The sequence below is a fragment of the Streptomyces sp. GMY02 genome (assembly GCF_019056675.1).
Classification (GTDB): domain Bacteria; phylum Actinomycetota; class Actinomycetes; order Streptomycetales; family Streptomycetaceae; genus Streptomyces; species Streptomyces odonnellii.
In genome coordinates this window covers 7,160,683-7,178,281 of the sequence record NZ_CP077658.1, presented here as the reverse complement: position 1 = coordinate 7,178,281, position 17,599 = coordinate 7,160,683, and the positions used below count along the sequence as shown (strand labels likewise).

Here is a 17,599-nt window from a genome sequence, read left to right as displayed (position 1 = left end):
AGGGCGTCCGGCTTCGCTCAGGTGGTGACGGCCGCCGCGTGCTCGCGCTGCCGTGTCGCGAGCGTCATGGCGTGCTCGACGACCGTCACCAGCACTTCCTTGACGGACTCGCGCTCACGTGCGTCGCACATCACCAGCGGCACCTCGGGATCGAGGTCGAGCGCCGCCCGTACGCTCTCGGCCGGGAACCGGCCCGAGCCCTCGAAGCAGTTGACCGCGACGGTGAACGGGATCTCGCGCCGCTCGAAGTAGTCGACCGCCGCGAAGGAGTCGGCGAGGCGCCGGGTGTCGGCCAGCACGACCGCGCCGAGGGCGCCCTGGGCCAGCTCGTCCCAGAGGAACCAGAAGCGGTCCTGGCCCGGGGTGCCGAAGAGGTACAGCACCAGGTCCTCGCGGAGGGTGATCCGGCCGAAGTCCATGGCGACCGTGGTGGTGGTCTTGCCCTCGACACCGTCGACATCGTCGACGGGCCGGCCCGCCTCGCTCAGCATCTCCTCGGTACGCAGCGGCCGGATCTCGCTGACCGCGCCCACCATGGTGGTCTTGCCCACCCCGAAGCCGCCCGCGACCAGGATCTTCAGCGTCACCGGTTCGACCGGACGCCGTCCGTGGTCAGAGCGCCCGTAGACCATTGATCACCTCGCGGAGAATGTTCACGTCCGGCAGTTCGGCCGGCGGAACGGGACGGGTTACATGCACGATCTCGTCCTCGACCAGATCACCGACCAGCACCCTGACCACTCCGACGGGGAGGTCCAGGCTCGCGGACAGTTCGGCGATCGACTGAGGGCTGGCGGAGCAGCGTTCTACGATCTCCACATGCTCGGGGGAGAGCGTCTGGTCCCGGCCGGGGTCACCGGCCGTGGGTTCGGGGACGACGATCGCGATCAGGTCGAGCCGGTGGCGCGTCGCGCTGCTGGTGCGGCCGCGCGTCATCGCGTACGGACGTACTACTGGTCCGGCCTCGCCGTCGAACCAGTGCTGCTGATCCTGACCCGCGTCATTCATCCCAGGCCACTCACCCTCCGGCGGGCAGACCGGTCCGGGACGGCGTGCCGAGGTGGACGCCGACCCGCTTGACCATCAGCGTCATCTCGTACGCCACCTGGCCGACGTCGGAGTCCGCGTCGGACAGCACGGCGAGACAGCTTCCGTCGCCCGCGGCGGTCACGAAGAGGAACGCGTCGTCGAGTTCCACCACCGTCTGCCGGACGCTGCCGGCGTCGAAGTGGCGGCCCACGCCCTTGGCCAGGCTGTGGAACCCGGAGGCGACGGCCGCGAGGTGTTCGCCGTCCTCCCGGGTGAGGTCCTTGGACGTACCGGTGGCCAGTCCGTCGCCGGAGAGGACCACGGCTTTGCGGATGCTGGCGACCCGCTCGACGAGCTCGTCGAGGAGCCAGTTCAGCTCACCCGAGCCGTTGGGGTCCATGGAATTGAATGCTGCGGCGTCCGGTGCGGTCATCGACCGTCCCCCTCCGATGTGGTTCGTTGTGTATCGCCGGGGCCGGTGGAGTCCTCGGCATCGTTCTGCCGACGGCCGCGCTGCCAGCCCCGTTGGAGAGAAGCCATACGGCTGCGTACTTCGTCCGCGTCCCGTTCGTCGTGTTGCCCGGCGGGGGTGCGGCGTCCGGTGCGGTCCGGGACGGCTTCCCGCAACTGGGGGGCGAGGCTGGCCTGCCTGACCCGGCGCGGCAGGCCGTCGATCAGGGGCGGGGCGCCGTCGGACGGCGGTGCGGCGGCCTGGGCCGAGGGCTGGGCGGGGATGCCGTCGGACCAGGTACGGCCCGGCGCGCCGGTGGACTGTTCCCGAGCGGCGTGGGCACGGCCCGGTTCGTCCACGCGGCGGCCCCGGTCCACGACCAGCGTGGGGGGCTTGCGGCGGGGCAGAGCCGGATCGGGAGTGCGCGGGGAGGCGGGGTCCGCGGCCTGCTGGTGCTGTTCGTAGAGACCGCGGGGCGGCTGTGCGCCACGCCCGTCCCGCCGGTCACGGAAGTCGCGGCCGTCGTCGCGCGTGTCCCGCATGTCCCTGGCGTCCCGCATGTCGCGCGGGTCGTTGGCGGAGTCGCGGAGGTGTTCCCGGGCTCGGAAGAGCCTTCCGCGCTCGCTGTCGGTGTCCTCCAGATCGGCGATGCCGTCGCCTCCTCCGCGTACCGGCCCGTTCTCCATTCCGAGAACGCCGACCGGAGGTTCCAGCTCGACGGGGCCGTCGAGCACGGACGGCGCGCCGCTCCGTCCGGTGGGGACCTGCGCCAGTGCGGTGCGCCGGCCGTGGCCGCCGTCGGCGCGGTGGCGTCCGTTGCCGCCCGTGGCTCGCTTGCGGTCCAGACGGAATCCGGTGCCCTCGGTCTCGGGGGCGTCGGTGAGCAGCGCGACGGGCAGGAAGACGATCGCGGTGGTGCCGCCGTACGGGGACGGCTGGAGCGAGACCCGTACGTTCTGCCGCTGGGCGAGCCGGCTGACCACGAAGAGGCCGAGACGGTCGGTGTCGGACAGCTCGAACTCGGGGGTCTCGGCGAGCCGCAGATTCGCGTCGAGCAGTACTTCAGGCGCCATGCCGAGGCCGCGGTCGTGGATCTCCAGGGTGAAGCCGTTGGCGACCCGCTCGCCGTGCACCTGGACCGCGGTGTGCGGCGGGGAGAACACCGTGGCGTTCTCCAGGAGTTCGGCGATGAGATGGGTGAGGTCGGCAACCGCGGGGCCGCCCACGCCGATCCGCGGCAACCTGCGGACCTCGATGCGCTCGTAGTCCTCGACCTCGGCGACGGCGGCGCGTACGACGTCCATGAGCTGAACCGGCTTGCGCCACTGCCGGGACGGCGCGGCTCCGGAGAGAATCACCAGGCCTTCGGCGTGGCGGCGCATACGGGTGGTGAGGTGGTCGAGCCGGAAGAGGTCGGCCAGTTCCTCGGTGTCCTCCGTACGGCGTTCCATGGTGTCCAGGAGCGTGAGCTGCCGGTGGAGCAGGACCTGGTTGCGGCGGGCGAGGTTGACGAACACCTCGGAGACTCCGCGCCTCAGGTCGGCCTGTTTGACGGCGGCTTCGACGGCGGCGCGCTGGAGGGTGTTGAGTGCCTGGCCGACCTGGCCGACCTCGTCGCGTTCGTAGTCGAGCCTGGGCGCCTCGGTCTCCACGTCGACCTGTTCACCGGCGGCGAGGCGGCGCATGACGCTGGGGAGGCGTACGCCGGAGACCTCGTGGGCCTCCTTGCGGAGGTGGGTCAGGTCGCGGATCAGCTCGCGGCCGATGCGTACGGACACGATCACCGAGATGAGCAGCGCGGCGGAGCCGACGACGGCGGCGATCGCGAGCCGGATGAACACCTCACGGCGCACCGGGTCGATATGGGCCCGGTAGAGGGCGTCCGTCTTGGCGCTCTCGTTGGTCAGGTCGGTGAGGACCGGGGCGGTCATCTCCCGCCAGTGCGCGATGTCGACGGCCTTGGGGCCGTTGACGGGACCGGCCTCGATGAGATCGTCCTCGGTCTCGCGCAGGGCGAGGGTGGCGGGGGTGCGCCAGTACTGTTCGAGCGTCACCCGGTCGGTGAGCGGCAGGTCCGAGAGGTTGGTCTGGTAGAGGGTGTTGCGGCTCGCGATCAGGTCGGAGACCGTGCGGATGTCCACGGCGGTGATTCTGCGGGCGACCAGCGCGGAGGCGATCACCGCGTCTTCGCGGGCGACCATCTCGCGGGCGCGGTCGAGACCGACCAGCGCGCGGCCCCAGTTGTCGCCGTCCACGTCCTCGTACCCGTACAGCGAGGCGAGGAAGGTGTAGCCGGGGTCGACGACCAGGTTGTAGAAGTCGAATGCCTTCTCGCGGGTGACCGTGCTCTCGTCCACGGAGCGGCGCATCAGGTCGAGGCCCTTCAGGGCCACGAGGATCGCGTTGAACCGCTCGGCGGTGGTGTCGTCCATCTGCTCGACCATGCCGCGGGTGGCGTTCGCCTTGAAGATGGCCACGGACGCGTCGGTGTCGGCGCGGCGGGCACGGAGTTCGGTCAGCGCGTCCGAGGCCCGGGGGTCGGCGAGGAAGATGAGCGACTGCCGGCGCTCGCTCTGGAAGTCGAGGATCGCTTCCTCGACGGGGTGACCGACTCTGCTGATGACATGGCCGACATTGAGGAGCTGAGTGGCCTGGCCGCCGGTGAGCACCGTGACGAAGGCCCAGAGGACGGTGAGCGCGACGAGCGGCACGAGCAGCAGCGCCACGATCTTCCGGCGGATGGATTTCCCGCGAAAGCGCATGGCCTCCCCCAGCTCGATCCCCGCCCGGTGCGGGAGATGCTCCGTCAGCAAACGGCGCGAGCCTACTACTGTCACACCGGCAACTCGAAGACACATACGGATGATTTTCGGCCGCCGCCCGGCGTGTTGATTATGCCTTGTCCTGGTATTCGGCGAGATGACTTCCGCCGTGGGGAGGCATTGAGCCGGGTGCGACGGCGCTTACCGGCCGGGGCAGTTGGCTTGAATCATTCGCTCAGGGCTCGCAGGGGAATCTTCGCTCACTTCCGTTCGTCTTTGCGTACGGGGATGAGGGTGACGGTGTACGGAGATGAGTCCGGCGCCGGGAACGCCCGCGCGGTCCACGTCTCACATTCGGTTCCATGGCCGGCGTGAAGCGTGGCGGGGCGGGCAGTCACCCTGTGGAGTCGGACGGTGGACAGCGGGTGGGGAGTGACGTCCATGGAGACGTATGAACGGCGTGACGCGGCGTCGGACGGTGGGATCGGACGGGTTTCACGGGGGCTCTGGGTCGAGGAGCCGGCGACGCGCTACCGCATGCCGGATCCGGTCAGAACGGCGGCGGTCCGCGCCGTGATCATCGCCGCGGTGACGCTGATTCAGGCCATGGTCGCGTTCCTGAGCACGCTCGCGGGCTCCTGGCTGGCCTTTCCGATGGTGCTGAGCAGTGTGGCCTCCACGGTGGTGGCGACCTGGGGGGTGCTGGACGTCTGGGTCACACGGCAGGTGTGGAACCAGCGCAATGGTGTGGTGTCCGTGCCCAGCAGTACGGCGCGCGCCCTGCGCCGGGAGCGGCGCAGGGCGAGACGGGCGGCGCGGAGCGCGGCGCGGCAAGCGGCGCGAATACGGCGGCGGGGGCGGGAGCAGGGGCGGAACCAGCTCAGCGAGGCGTGAGGCCGGAGGCCGGGCCGGTGCCAGAGGCGGGGCCGAGGGCGGGTCCGGAGGCGGAGGCGGGCTGGTCTGCTGGGGGCTGGTCCTGTGCGGGGGTTCGGCGGAACATCCGGGTCGCGGTGATCTCGCCGTGCACCGTTTCGCCCTCCGGGTCCTGCTGGGGCAGCCCCGGGCGCAGATGCTCCTCGACACTGATGTACTTGAGTCCCGCGCGCAGATCGGCGTCATTGCGCAGCCGGATGACCAGCGGGAATTCCGCCAGCGCCGTCGTGTCGAAAAGGCCCGTGGTGTAAAGGAGCTGTACGCCCAGGGCGTCCGAGACCGCGCGCTGGAGCTCCAGCAGATACGTGGCGTTCGCGCGCCCGATCGGGTTGTCGAGGAAGAGCGTGCCCGCGTGGCGGTGCTTGTCGCGGCCCCGGTCGTTGCTGCGCAGGGCGGCCATCGTGCAGTACAGGGCGATCGCGGCGGTGAGGAGCTGACCGCCGGAGAAGACGTCGCCCATCTGCCCCACCGGAACGCGCTCGGCGCGCAGGACGGCGTCGGGTTTGAGGATCTCGACGGCGACGCCCTTGGGCTGGAGCGCCGCCTGGACTCCGCGCAGCAGCAGGGACATACCGTCCCTGCGCAGGTCGGAGTTCTTCTTGAGGGCGGAACGGGTCGCCTCGTCGATGACCTCACCGAGCCGCTCGGTGAGCGCGGCGCGGTCCGGGTCCTCGAAGCGGATCCGCAGGAACTCCTGGCCGGACCACTCCCCCAGGCCCTCCGGCAGCCGGGAGAGCCGCTGTGCCGAACGGAGCGTGGTCAGCGCGGACTCCACCAGGCCGCGCAGCCGGTCGACGATGGAGTCGCGGTTGCGTTCGAGCTGTGCCAGCTCGTCCGTCAGTACGCGCAGGCGGGGTGCGAAGGCCTGTGCCCAGGGGGCGGCGTGCTCGGGCAGCGCGGAGGCGGGCAGTTCGCGGATCTGCTGGCGGGCGGGGGTGCGGACCTGTTCGTAACGGGTCGAGTTGGCATGCCGTACGAGCACGTCACAGGCTTCCCGTACGGCGGACTCGGCCGCGGAGAGGTCGGACGCGCAGGCGCGCAGTGAGCGGCGGGCCTCGGCGGTGGCGTGCCGTGCCTCGGCCGGCGTGCCGGGGTAGGGCTCGGACTGCCGGTCGGTGTCTTCGTCCGCTCCGTCCTCGGCGACGGCGCCGCGGAGCAGGTCACGCAGAAGGGCCGCCGTATCGTCGAAACCGCCTGCCGCGTCCTCGGCGGCGCGGTGGGACTGGAGGAGTTCGGCGTGCGCGGCGCGGGCGGTGTCCAGCGCCTCGGTCCTGGCGGCGAGTTCGGCGGTGGCGGTACGGAGCAGGCTCTGCGCGTTCTCCGCGTCGGTCGGTGCCAGTTCCGCGGGCAGCTCGGTGTGCGCGTCGCCGTCGGCGGGCGCGAGCCGCTCGGCCTCGCCGCGGAAGCGGCCGAGCTGCTCGCTGGCGGCGGACGCGCGTGACTCCAGCATCTGGACGAGCGATTCGGCGCGGGCGGCGGCGGCCTGGCGGGACGGGCCGTCGGCGCCGTCGGTGGATTCGAGAAGCTGGGCGGCGCGGGTGCGGACCTTGTTGGTGAGCCGGTCGAGTTCGGCGAGGGCGGCGCTCTCGTCGCTCTCCGCGCGGGCCTGTTCGGCCCGCAGATCGGCGCCGACGCCGACCTTCTCGTAGAGCTGCGAAGCGGCGCGGTACGCCTCGCGCAGGGCGGGCAGCGCGGTGCGGGGCACATCGGGGTCCCGCTCGGGAAGGGTCTCCGGCGCGCCGGCGATCTCGGCACGCTCGGCGCGCAGGGCGCGGGCGGTACGGCGGGCGTCGTCGGCGGCGCGCTGGGCGGCCCTGCGGTCCTCGTCGGCGGCGCGGGCCCGCTCCAGGCAGACGGCTGCGCGCGCCTCGGACTCGGCTGCCTCGTCGGCCAGTTCGCGGAGCTTCGCCTGCCAGCCGGACCGCTCGCGGAGCCGGAACGCGAGCCCCGCGAGGGCGTCGGCGGCGCGGCGGGCGCGCTGGGCGGCGTCCTGGCGTTCGTCGCGGACGCGGGCAGTGTCGGCGGCGGCCTCGTCCGCCTCGGCGCGCACCGTACGGGCCTCGGTGAGTGCCGCCGCGGCCGCCTCCGCCGCGGCCCTGGCGGTACGGGCCGCCTCGGCCAGCTCGGCGAGCATGCCGGGCGGGCAGTCCGTACGCCAGGCGCTGAGCCTCGCGGCGAGCGAACGGTCGGCGGCGAGCCGGGCCGCCAGCACCCGGATCTCCTCGTCCCGGGCAGCGGCGCGGGCGCGCAGCGCCTGCCGTTCCTCGTCGGCGGCGTACTCGTCGTGCATGGCGGGGTTCGGCGGTACGAGGAAGACCCCGCCGTCGTCCGCGCCCCCGGCGCCGGGGCCCGGGACGGGCGCGAGCAGCGCGGCGGCGGTCCCCACGGCGACGGCGGACCTCGGCAACAGGGCGGCGCCCGCGAGGGTTTCCCGGGCCCGGGCGTGCGAGCCGGGGTCGGTGATCACCACTCCGTCGACCAGTTCGGGCCGCGCGGCCAGTACGGCGGCGTGGTCGGCGGGGTCGACGGCCTGAGCGAGATAGCGCCAGCCGGGCAGGGCGGGGATGCCGTGCTCGCCCAGATACTCCACGGTGGCCAGCACATCGGGCCCCGGCGGCAACAGCCCCCCGTCCCCGAGCGCCCCCAGAATCCGCGCGTCGTCGGCGGCGGCGGTCCGCAGTTCGAAAAGCTGCCGCTCGGCGGACCCGACGCTGAGGTCGAGCAACTCCCGCAACTCGTCGGCGTACCGGTCGAGTTCCTCGGCGGTCAGGGGCGCGTCGACGTTGCGCCGCCGCACGGAGGAACGCGGGTCGGTCCGCGCGACAGCGGGAAGTCCACCGGGGCCCGTCACGCCCCGGCCCCCGCCCGCGCTGACGCGCCAGCCCGAACCGCCGGCCTCGGGATCCCCGCTGGCACGGGCCGCCCGGCCACCGCCAGAACCGCCGGGCGCAGACGACCCTGCCGGGCCCGCGCCGGCCGGATGTCCACCCGGGCTCGCCCCGCCGACCTGCGGTCCGGCCGGACCGGAGGGGTGGCCCGGCTCGGACGATTCGTGCGAGACCGTGCCTCCCTCGTCGGCCGGACCGGCCGTGCCACCGGCTGTGACGTCGGCCGTACGGCCAGCTCCATGGCCGCCGGCCAGGGAAGGCCCCTGGGCGTCCCTGGTGGAATCGCCACCGGTCGGGTCGGCCGGTTCCTCCGTGCCCGCCGAGTCGTCGACGCGGGCGTCGGCGCGCGGGCCCCTGTCGTGGTGGGCCAGCGATGCGGCCGGACGGGGTGGGGTGGGGAGGCTCAGCAGGGCTGTCAGGCGGTCGGACTGGGCCAGGGAGTCCGCCGCTCGGCGTTCCGCCTCGTAGGCGTGGTCCGCGGAGAGGGCCGCGTCGGCGGCGCGGGCCGCTGCGAGTTCGGCGCGGGACTCGGCGGAGGCCGCCTCACGGGCGCGGTCGGCGGCCGTGCGGGCGGCCTCACGGGCCGTGTCCCAGCTCGCGACGGCGGACTTCTCCGCGTCGCTCGCCGCCAGCGCGGCCCGCGCCGGATCCGCGTCGGGCGCGGTGTCGTCGAGCCAGCCCGCCCGTACCGCCTCGGCCGTCTCCTGCCCCACTTCGGCCAGCCGCTGCCGCAGATGCCCGGCCTCGCTGCGGGCGCGCTGCGCCTCGGTCGCGGCGGAGGTCGCGTCGCGATGGGCGGCCTCGCCGGTCTCCTGGAGGACCGCGGAACGCTCCTCCTCCTCGTTCGCCAGCCGCTCGCCGTCCTCGGCCGCCGCGTGCAGCGCCCGTACGAGATCGGCCGCCGCGGTCGCGCGCGCGGCCAGCGCGGGCGCGGCGTCGCGCTCGGCATCACGGATCGCGGCGGCCACCCGCGCGGAGCGGTCGGCGGCGGCGCGGTGGCGCAGCACGGCCTCGGCCGCCTGCCAGGCGGAGTGGAGCGTACGGGCGTCGGTCAGCTCGCGGCGCTGCGCGGCGGCGCGCTTCTCGGCGGCGGTGAGGGCCAGGGACGCATGCCGGTACGCCAGTTCGGCGGCGATCAGCGCACCGCGCCCGCGCGCCTGCTCGGCCGTGGCCACGGTGTGCGCGGCGCCGGTGACCCGCTGCGCCAGGTCCGCGGCACGCCCGCGCTCCTCGGCTCCGCGCGCCGTGAGCCGCCGTACGAGCGTACGGGCCCGGCGCTCGGCACCCGCGTGGATCTCCCGGGCCCGCGCACGCGTCTCCGCGGCCTCGACGATCCGGCCCAGCAGATCGAAGGAACCGGCGGTGAAGTCGCGCTCGGCGGTCAGTTCGGCGCGGCGGCCCAGCTTGTTGCCGAACCCGCCGACGAGATCGGCGAGGCCGTCCGTGTCCCGGGTGTCGGTGACGGCACGCAGCAGCAGATCGGTGAAGTCGGAGTCCTTCTTGACCGCGAAAAGGCCCGCCGCCTCGCCCTCGTCGGCGTTCATCTCGCGCTGGTAGCGGAAGAGTTCGGGGTCGAGGCCCAGATCACCGAGGTGTTCGTTCCAGCGGTCGTGGATCTCCTCCCAGTGGACGTCGAGATGCGGATAGAACTTGCCCGCCTCCGTGAGGGCGTCCCGGAACCCCTTCATGGTGCGGCGCCTGCCCCGCGCGCCCGACGCGCCTTCGACGGGCGGGCGTACGGCGGTGGACTCGGCGACCGGCAGGGAGTCCAGGCTGAGCCCCGGGCCCGGCCGGAACGAGTACCAGCCCTCCACGAACTTCCGCGGGTCGTTCGACACCTGACGCCCGCGCCACTCACTGGCCTTGCCGACCACCACGAGTTCACCGGTGAGCGTGTGCTGCCACTCCAGGGCCACATGCCCGCAGTCGTCTGCCAGCAGGAACTTCCGCAGCACGCCCGAGCTGGCGCCGCCGAGGGTGTTGCGGTGGCCCGGCAGCATCACCGAGAAGATCAGCTTGAGCAGTACGGACTTGCCGCCGCCGTTCTCCAGGAACAGCACGCCCGCCGGGGCCGGGCGGCGTGGCGGTCCTACCGGCTCCTCCTCGAAGAACTCCGCCTGGGCGGGCGCGGGATGCGGTACGGGCGCGCCCACGTCACGCAGGTCGAGCACGGTGTCCGCGTAGCGCGCACCGGCAGGCCCGATGGAGTAGAGGCGGACCCGGGACAGCTCGTACATGGCGGCGGACTCTCGTCGTGGTGAACAGCGGTGGGGGATTCGGTCGGTGGGGTACGGCACGGTGGCCTGCGGCGTGCCGTGTCAGGTGTGGAGGGGCCTCCGGCGTGCGGGGCGTCAGGCGTGGAAGGGCAGGCCCGCGTCGGCGGCCAGCTCCAGGTCGTCGCCCTCGGGCGGCGGCAGCAGGGTGGCGGAGCCGTCGCTGACGGGCACGACGCCCAGCCCCAGCAGTTCGGCCATGGCCGCGTGGCCCGCCATGTCCCGTACCTGGAGCTGGTAGCGGGCGGTCGTACGGTACGTGCCTCCGGCGTCGTCACCGGTGCGCTGGAGGAAGCCGGAGTCGGTGAGGAACGCGACCGCCTTGCCCACGATGCCGGTCGTCGAACCGGCCAGCCTGCGGGCGTCCTTGGTCGCGCCGGTGGCGCTGCGCCGTGCGTAGATCCGCCAGGCGGCTTCGAGTCCGGGCGCGTCGGTCGACGGGTCGGTGTTCTCCCCGTCCGCCTCGGCCCGCTCCTCCAGCCGGCGGCAGGCCTGCCGTACGAACGCGTCGACGCCGTTGACCGTGATCCGGCCGATGTATCCGTCGTCGGCGAGGTCCTCGGGGCGGGGGAAGGCCATGGCCGCGACGGCGAGATGGGCGAGGCCGTGCAGGAACCGGTCGGCGGAGTCGGTCGAGGCGCGGCGGGCGTAGTCGCCCATGCGGACGGCGAAGACGGAGTCCTCGGCCGCGGTGACCGCCATGCCCGCACGCGGGGAGACCTCCAGCACGACGAGGCCGAGTCCGGTGGCGACGGCGTCGGCGACGCGCGCGAAGGCGGGCTCTTCGCGGTAGCGGCGGAGGAGTTCGGTGTACTCGATGTCACGGGCGGGCGGGAGCTTGGGCTGAAGCCCGAAGGAGACGAGGCGGGCGGCGTCGGCGACGTCCGGGGGTGTGAGGGTGGGGGGTGCGGCAGCGCGGATTTCGGCGCCGGTGCCGTTGCTTTCGGGCTGGTACTGCTCGCTCACGGGGTGCGGGCTCCTGGTCTGTGTTCGTCCTCAATCGCCGGACGGGCTTGTTTCTGGCCCGCAAGCGCAAGCCCGGGCGGGAAGCGCCCGGTACCGGGGCCGGCGGTTCCGTCCTCAGACGCCGGACGGGCTGGATTCGCCGGCCGGCACCGTATCGCCGCACACCTACGCCACCCCCAACCGTGCCACGCCCACGATCAGGTCCGCCCCGCCGAACTCCGGGTCCTCCAGTGGCGTCCCGTCGTCCACCGCGAACAGCAGGCGGTCCTCGCCCTGGCGGTGCGCCGTGCCCACCGGGGGGCTCGCCGCGTGGATGGCCAGGAGCGCCACCAGATAGGGAAGTTCGGGGTCGGAGCGGCGGGCGGCCGACAGGAGGCCGGAGAGGCGGCGCGGGGCGTCGTCCTCCAGGTCGAGCAGGGCCTTCGCGTTCGCGAGCTGCTCCTCGCTGAAGCGGCTGTCGTCCGGGGTCGCGATCAGGTCCGGCTCCGGCATCTCCGCGCCGAGGTGCTCCCGTTCCAGCGGCGGCGTGAGCAGCAGGTCGATCAGATCGCCGACCCGCACGGACACGGGTGTCCGCAGGCCGGTGCCCCGGGCGAAGAACGCGTCCGTCACGCGCGTCGCCCGCTCGACCGGCAGCGGCAGCAGGGGTGCGACGAGCTGCCCGTACAGGTCGAGGCCGGTATGGGCCGTGGGCCGGGCGAAGGCCTGCCGGTCCTGCTCCGCGCGGAACAGCGGGCCCGCCTCCAGCAGCCGGGACTGGAGCTGGGTGTGCCGGCGGATGCAGTCCTTGACGATGTCGACCAGCTCGGCGGCGCGCCGCTTGTGCTCCGCCGTCCTGGGGTCGGCGCCGGTCTCGGCCTCGTCGCGTGCCTTGCGGATATTGGTCAGGATCGCGTTCTCGTGGCGGTAGCGGTCGGCGACATGGCTCAGCGCCTCGTCGATCAGGTCCGGTACGGAGTTGAGCCAGTCGACCGCCCGCACATTGCGCCGGGTCGCCTCCAGCGTGCGGCGGAGGGTCTCCGCGTACTGCACGGTGCGGTAGCGCGCCTGCTCCGCGGCGAGCTGCGCGTCGGCGAGCCTGCCGCGGTTGATCAGCACCTCCAGCTTGACCTCGGCGGCGATCTGCGCGCTGGTGACATCCGTGTCGAGCGCGCCGACCAGGACATTGACCGCCTCGTCGGTCGTACGGAGATACACGCTGCCGCCGTGGCCCGGGACTTCCTCGATGAGCTTGAAGTCGTAGTCCCTGCGGGTGTAGACGCCGTCGGTGCCGAAGGTGCCGTACACCGCGCGGAATCCGCGGTCCACGCTGCCGACGTTGATCAGGTTCTCCAGCACCCAGCGCGCCACCCGCTCGTGTTCGGCGGCCGGACGGCCCGGTGCCTGCGCGGCGATTCGGGGCAGCAGCCTGCCCACTATCTGTTCGTGGTCGGCGCCGGTGTCGAAGTCCATGTTCAGAGTGACCAGATCGATCGCGGCGAGCGCGACCTCCGCCATGCCGTATATCGCGTACTCCCCCGCGAGATTGGCCTTGCGGGTGTCCAGGTCGTGCAGCGGCGCGGTGCACGCGAGCGCGCGCAGCCGCCGCGCGAGCCCCTCGTCGGCGGCCGGGCCCTGCGCGGGTCGCGGCCCCGCGCCGGGCTGGGGCGGAACGGAGTCCGTCGAGGCGTGCGAAGTCACGGGGAACAGATTAGGTCCTCGCACTGACATCGGTCGAAACAGTGCGGAAGCGACCGCGGCCCGGGATGCCTTAACCGGCCACGCGTACCGGCCGTGCCCCCGTCACGGACCCGCCCCGGACCCGTCATGAATCCCGGCGTACCGGCCACGCGCACCGATCACGCGGAGCGTCAGCCGGACTCCGTCCCCTCCTCCGACAGCAGCCCCGCGTACACCGCCACCAGCCGTTCGCGCGAGTCGTCGAGATACTCCGCCAGCATCCGCTCCGTACCGTCCCTGTCCCCCGACTTGAGCGACTCCAGGAGCTGCCGGTTCCGTACGAGATACGGCTCGTGGAGGCCCCGCGGATCGTCCACCACATGGAAGGCGAGCCGCAGTTCCGCCAGGACCCCGCGCATCAGCTCGTCGGTGCGCGCGCTGCCCGCCAGCGCGACCAGTTCGCGGTGGAAGTGGATGTTCGCCGTCGAGACGCCCTTCCAGATCTCCTCGCGCGCCGCCTGTTCGCCCTCCGAGACCGCCTTCTCCAGTCCGTCCACCGGGAACGGCGGCCCGTCCAGCCCCCGTACCACCGCGCACTCGATCAGCCGGCGGGTGCGGTAGATGTCCTCGACGTCCTCGACCGCGAGCACCCGGACGAAGACCCCCCGGTTGAGTTCATGGACGAGCAGCCGCTCGTGCGTGAGCAGCCGGAACGCCTCGCGCAAGGTGTTGCGCGAAACGGCCAGGGCCTTGGCGATGGCGTCCTCGGACAGCCGCTCCCCCGGCGGGAAGTAGCCCTCCGCGATCCGGGTCCGCAGGATGTCCGCGACCCGCTCCGCCGTGCTCGTACGGCCCAGCAGCGGGCGGTCGTCCGCCAGTTCGCCGAGTTCGGTCCCGCTCGTCCCCACAGCGCTCTCTCCCTGAGTCCGTCCGGTCTGGTCCCGTCCTGGACTCATCGTAGAAGCAAGAACGAAACAACATGAGCCTTGTCGGATCGTTGAACAATCCCCTACGGTGAAAACAGCTCACGGTCCCGGCACACTCACCCTCCTGCGAGGTGCAGATGAGCACGACCCAAGCACGTCTGGACAAGAACGAACTCCCCGACGACACCGGTGCGTTAGCGTGGCTGCGGGCACTGGGACCGCAGGGGCGCCGCGCGTTCGCGGGCGCGTTCGGCGGTTACGGCCTGGACTCCTACGACTTCTTCACCCTGCCGCTGAGCATGGTGGCGATCGCCGCCTACTTCAGTCTCGACAGCGGCCAGACCGGACTTCTCACCACCGTCACGCTCGTGGTCTCCGCCGTGGGCGGCGCGGTCGCCGGGGTGCTCGCCGACCGGATCGGCCGGGTGCGGGCCCTGATGATCACGGTCATCACCTACGCGGTCTTCACGGTCCTCTGCGGTTTCGCGCCCAACTACGAGACCCTGCTTGTCTTCCGCGCACTTCAGGGCCTGGGCTTCGGCGGCGAGTGGGCCGTCGGCGCGATCCTGGTCGCCGAGTACGCCTCCGGCAAGCACCGCGGCCGTACCCTCGGCGCCGTCCAGAGCGCCTGGGCGGCCGGCTGGGCGCTCGCCGTCATCGTCTACACCCTGGTGTTCCAGTTCCTGGACGCGGACACCGCCTGGCGTGTGATGTTCTGGACGGGCGCGCTGCCCGCGCTGCTGATCGTGTACGTACGGCGGAACGTCAGCGACGCCCCGGCCGCGGCCGAACAGCGCAGGACCAGCACGGAGAAGGGCTCGTTCGGCGCCATCTTCCGCGGGGACCTGCTCCGTACGACCTTCTTCGCGACCCTGCTGTCCACCGGTGTCCAGGGCGGCTACTACACGCTAGCCACCTGGGTGCCGACCTATCTGAAGTCCGAACGGGGCCTCACGGTCATCGGCACCGGCGGCTATCTCACCTTCCTGATCACCGGCGCCTTCACGGGCTATCTGACCGGGGGTTATCTCACCGACCGGCTCGGCAGGAAGAAGAATGTCGCGATCTTCGCGGTGCTCTCCGGGCTCGCGATCCTCGCCTATGTCAATCTGCCGGCCGCGGCGGACGGCTGGCTGCTGGTTCTCGGATTCCCGCTCGGGTTCTGCATGTCGGCCATTTTCAGCGGCTTCGGCTCGTTCCTCAGTGAGCTGTATCCGACGGCGGTACGCGGTACGGGCCAGGGGTTCACGTACAACACGGGCCGGGCCGTGGGCGCGATATTCCCCACCGTGGTGGGTTTTCTGGCCACGAGCTGGGGGGTCGGCGGCGCGCTGGTCTTCGGCGCCGTCGGTTACGGTCTCGCCGTGGTCGCGCTGCTCGGACTGCCCGAGACGCGCGGGCGCGAGCTGCTCTGACGAAACCGACTGGATCCGATCGGAAGGTGGCTTCATGACCTGGGCGTCCATCGATCTCAACGCCGACCTCGGCGAGGGCTTCGGCCGCTGGCGGCTGACCGAGGACGAGGCCCTGCTCTCCGTCGTCACCAGCGCCAATGTGGCGTGCGGGTTCCACGCCGGCGACCCCGCGACCATGCGGCGGGTGTGCGACTGGGCGGTGGAGCGCGGCGTACGGATCGGCGCCCAGGTCTCGTACCGCGATCTGGCGGGGTTCGGCCGCCGGTCCATGGAGGTGCCGGCGGACGAGCTGGCGGCCGAAGTCGCCTACCAGATCGGTGCGCTGGAGGTGTTCGCCAAGGCGGCGGGCGCCCGGGTCGCCTATGTCAAACCGCATGGCGCGCTCTACAACCGGGTCGTACGCGACGAGGAGCAGGCCGAGGCCGTCGTCGAGGGCATCATGCTCAGCGGTGAGCGGCTGCCGGTGCTCGGACTGCCGGGCTCGCGGCTGCACGAGCACGCGGAGAAGGCCGGACTGCCCGTCGTCACCGAGGCGTTCGCCGACCGGGCGTACACCCCGGAGGGCACGCTGGTGCCGCGCGGGCAGGACGGCGCGGTGATCACGGACACCTCGGCCGTGGTCGAACGGTCCGTCTCCATGGCCCGGTTCGGGGTGGTGACCTCGCGGTGCGGGCAGTCCGTCGCGGTCCGGGCCCGGTCGCTGTGTGTGCACGGCGACACCCCGGGCGCGGTCGGTCTGGCCCGGCGGGTGCGCGGCCAACTGGAGGCCTCCGGCGTCCGGGTGGAGGCATTCGTATGAGAGCGCTGCCGGTCGGCGAGCGGGCGCTGCTGGTCGAACTGGCCGACGGCGAGGCGACGGAGGCGTTCCACGCGGAACTGCTTCGCCGCCGCGCCGAGGGCACCCTGCCGCCGGTCGGGGAGATAGTGCCCGCGGCCCGTACCGTCCTGCTCGACGGTCTTGACGATCCGGCCGGCTTCGCGGCGGGGCTCGACGGCTGGCGGAGCCGGGCACCGCTCGCACGCGCGACGGAGGCCGTCGCGCTGCCGGTCCGGTACGACGGTCCCGATCTGGCGGATGTGGCGGCGCTGTGGGGGGTGCGGCAGGACGAGGTCGTACGGATCCACTCGGCGGCCGAATTCCGGGTCGCCTTCTGCGGGTTCGCGCCTGGTTTCGGCTATCTGACCGGGCTCGGGGAGCGGTACTCCGTACCGCGCAGGGCCACTCCGCGTACGGCCGTGCCCGCGGGCTCCGTCGGGCTGGCGGGACCGTACACCGGGGTGTATCCGCGCTCCTCGCCCGGCGGCTGGCAGCTCATCGGGACGACGGACACGGTCCTGTGGGACCCGGAGCGCGCGCCCGCCGCGCTGCTCACGCCGGGGACCCGGGTCAGATTCGTGCCCGTGGACCACGGCATGGCCGCGCGGTGACGGACCGGGCCTTCGGGGTCGTCCGGGCCGGGGCGCTGACCACGGTGCAGGATCTGGGCCGGTACGGGCATGCCCATCTGGGCGTACCGCGCTCCGGGGCCCTCGATCAGCCCGCACTGCGGCTGGCCAACCGGCTGGTGGGCAATCCCGCGGGCGCCGCGGCGCTGGAGACGACGCTCACCGGATGCGCGGTACGGCCGCGCCGCCCGGCCGTCGTGGCGGTGACCGGTGCGCCGTGCGCGGTGTCCGTGGACGGGCGGCCGGTGGCCTGGGGCGCTGCCGTTCGGGTCCCCGCGGGCGCGGTCCTCGACATCGGCCCCGCCGTCCACGGTCTCCGCGCCTATGTGGCGTTCGACGGCGGGATCTCGGTGGAACCGGTGCTGGGCAGCCGGTCCACGGATCTGCTGTCGGGCCTCGGACCCGCGCCGCTGCGGGACGGCGAGGCCCTGCCGCTGGGCCCGCCGGCGGGCCGGGCGGCGCCGGTGGACTGGGCGCCCGCTCCGTCGCCGCCGGCCGAACTGGTGCTGCGGATACGGCTCGGCCCCCGCGACGACTGGTTCAGCGCCGGCTCGCTGCGCACCCTGGCCACCCACGGCTACCGGGTGTCGTCCGTGAGCAACCGCATCGGGCTGCGCACCGAGGGCCCGCCGCTGGACCGCGCCGTTCCGGACGAACTGCCCAGCGAGGGCATGGTGACCGGGGCGGTACAGGTGCCTCCGGACGGACGTCCCGTGGTGTTCCTCGCCGACCATCCCACCACCGGCGGCTATCCGGTGATCGCGGTCGTCCTGGAGCGTGACCTCCCGGCGGCGGCACAGGCGGCGCCCGGCACGCCCGTACGGTTCGTTCCCGTACGGCGCTGAACCGGG

Annotated in this window: 13 protein-coding genes; 5 read left to right on the top strand and 8 right to left on the bottom strand. The window is 72.8% G+C overall.

Features of this window, described 5'->3' with window-relative positions:
- Positions 1 to 17: 17 nt before the first annotated feature.
- Genes KQY30_RS30565 through KQY30_RS30550 form a run of 4 tightly spaced genes read right to left on the bottom strand, consistent with a single transcriptional unit; the run spans position 18 to position 4,242 of the window.
- Positions 18 to 632, bottom strand: coding sequence for an ATP/GTP-binding protein (locus KQY30_RS30565; RefSeq protein ID WP_217309767.1), 615 nt, complete (start codon positions 630 to 632; stop codon positions 18 to 20).
- Entirely contained in the window at positions 613 to 1,008 is a 396-nt protein-coding gene (locus tag KQY30_RS30560; protein WP_046507199.1) for a DUF742 domain-containing protein, read from the bottom strand. The genes KQY30_RS30565 and KQY30_RS30560 overlap by 20 nt, the downstream gene beginning before the upstream one ends.
- Before the next feature lie 10 nt (positions 1,009 to 1,018).
- Positions 1,019 to 1,462, bottom strand: coding sequence for a roadblock/LC7 domain-containing protein (locus KQY30_RS30555; RefSeq protein ID WP_217309765.1), 444 nt, complete (start codon positions 1,460 to 1,462; stop codon positions 1,019 to 1,021).
- Entirely contained in the window at positions 1,459 to 4,242 is a 2,784-nt protein-coding gene (locus KQY30_RS30550) for a nitrate- and nitrite sensing domain-containing protein (protein WP_217311410.1), read from the bottom strand. Before KQY30_RS30550 ends, KQY30_RS30555 begins: the two co-directional genes overlap by 4 nt.
- Positions 4,243 to 4,683: 441 nt before the next feature.
- On the opposite strand from KQY30_RS30550, the gene KQY30_RS30545 reads away from it, so the two are divergent.
- Positions 4,684 to 5,136, top strand: coding sequence for a hypothetical protein (locus tag KQY30_RS30545; RefSeq protein ID WP_217309763.1), 453 nt, complete (start codon positions 4,684 to 4,686; stop codon positions 5,134 to 5,136).
- Here the strand turns inward: KQY30_RS30545 and KQY30_RS30540 are convergent.
- From KQY30_RS30540 to KQY30_RS30525, 4 genes are all read right to left on the bottom strand, one after another.
- Complete coding sequence (locus tag KQY30_RS30540; RefSeq protein ID WP_254407381.1) at positions 5,123 to 10,300, bottom strand: hypothetical protein; 5,178 nt, start codon at positions 10,298 to 10,300, stop codon at positions 5,123 to 5,125. The two genes, KQY30_RS30545 and KQY30_RS30540, sit on opposite strands and share 14 nt — an antisense overlap.
- A gap of 114 nt (positions 10,301 to 10,414) precedes the next feature.
- Positions 10,415 to 11,257 carry a hypothetical protein gene (locus KQY30_RS30535; protein ID WP_254407714.1) on the bottom strand — a complete coding sequence of 281 codons (843 nt, stop codon included), beginning with the start codon at positions 11,255 to 11,257 and terminating at the stop codon, positions 10,415 to 10,417.
- 210 nt (positions 11,258 to 11,467) lie between these two features.
- On the bottom strand, positions 11,468 to 12,982 hold the full coding sequence (locus tag KQY30_RS30530) for a hypothetical protein (protein ID WP_217309760.1): 1,515 nt from the start codon (positions 12,980 to 12,982) through the stop codon (positions 11,468 to 11,470).
- Between the two features lie 170 nt (positions 12,983 to 13,152).
- Positions 13,153 to 13,869: a GntR family transcriptional regulator gene (locus KQY30_RS30525; RefSeq protein WP_254407380.1), complete on the bottom strand. Its 717-nt coding sequence runs from the start codon at positions 13,867 to 13,869 to the stop codon at positions 13,153 to 13,155.
- A gap of 155 nt (positions 13,870 to 14,024) precedes the next feature.
- Here KQY30_RS30525 and KQY30_RS30520 point away from each other — a divergent pair, with 155 nt between their 5' ends.
- Genes KQY30_RS30520 through KQY30_RS30505 form a run of 4 tightly spaced genes read left to right on the top strand, consistent with a single transcriptional unit; the run spans position 14,025 to position 17,593 of the window.
- Complete coding sequence (locus KQY30_RS30520) at positions 14,025 to 15,302, top strand: MFS transporter (protein ID WP_217309756.1); 1,278 nt, start codon at positions 14,025 to 14,027, stop codon at positions 15,300 to 15,302.
- Between the two features lie 34 nt (positions 15,303 to 15,336).
- Positions 15,337 to 16,101, top strand: a complete 765-nt coding sequence (locus tag KQY30_RS30515) for a LamB/YcsF family protein (protein ID WP_217309754.1) — start codon at positions 15,337 to 15,339, stop codon at positions 16,099 to 16,101.
- Positions 16,098 to 16,730, top strand: coding sequence for a 5-oxoprolinase subunit PxpB (pxpB, locus tag KQY30_RS30510; protein WP_217309752.1), 633 nt, complete (start codon positions 16,098 to 16,100; stop codon positions 16,728 to 16,730). Before KQY30_RS30515 ends, pxpB begins: the two co-directional genes overlap by 4 nt.
- Positions 16,727 to 17,593 carry a biotin-dependent carboxyltransferase family protein gene (locus tag KQY30_RS30505; RefSeq protein WP_217309750.1) on the top strand — a complete coding sequence of 289 codons (867 nt, stop codon included), beginning with the start codon at positions 16,727 to 16,729 and terminating at the stop codon, positions 17,591 to 17,593. The genes pxpB and KQY30_RS30505 overlap by 4 nt, the downstream gene beginning before the upstream one ends.
- The last annotated feature ends 6 nt before the right edge of the window (positions 17,594 to 17,599 follow it).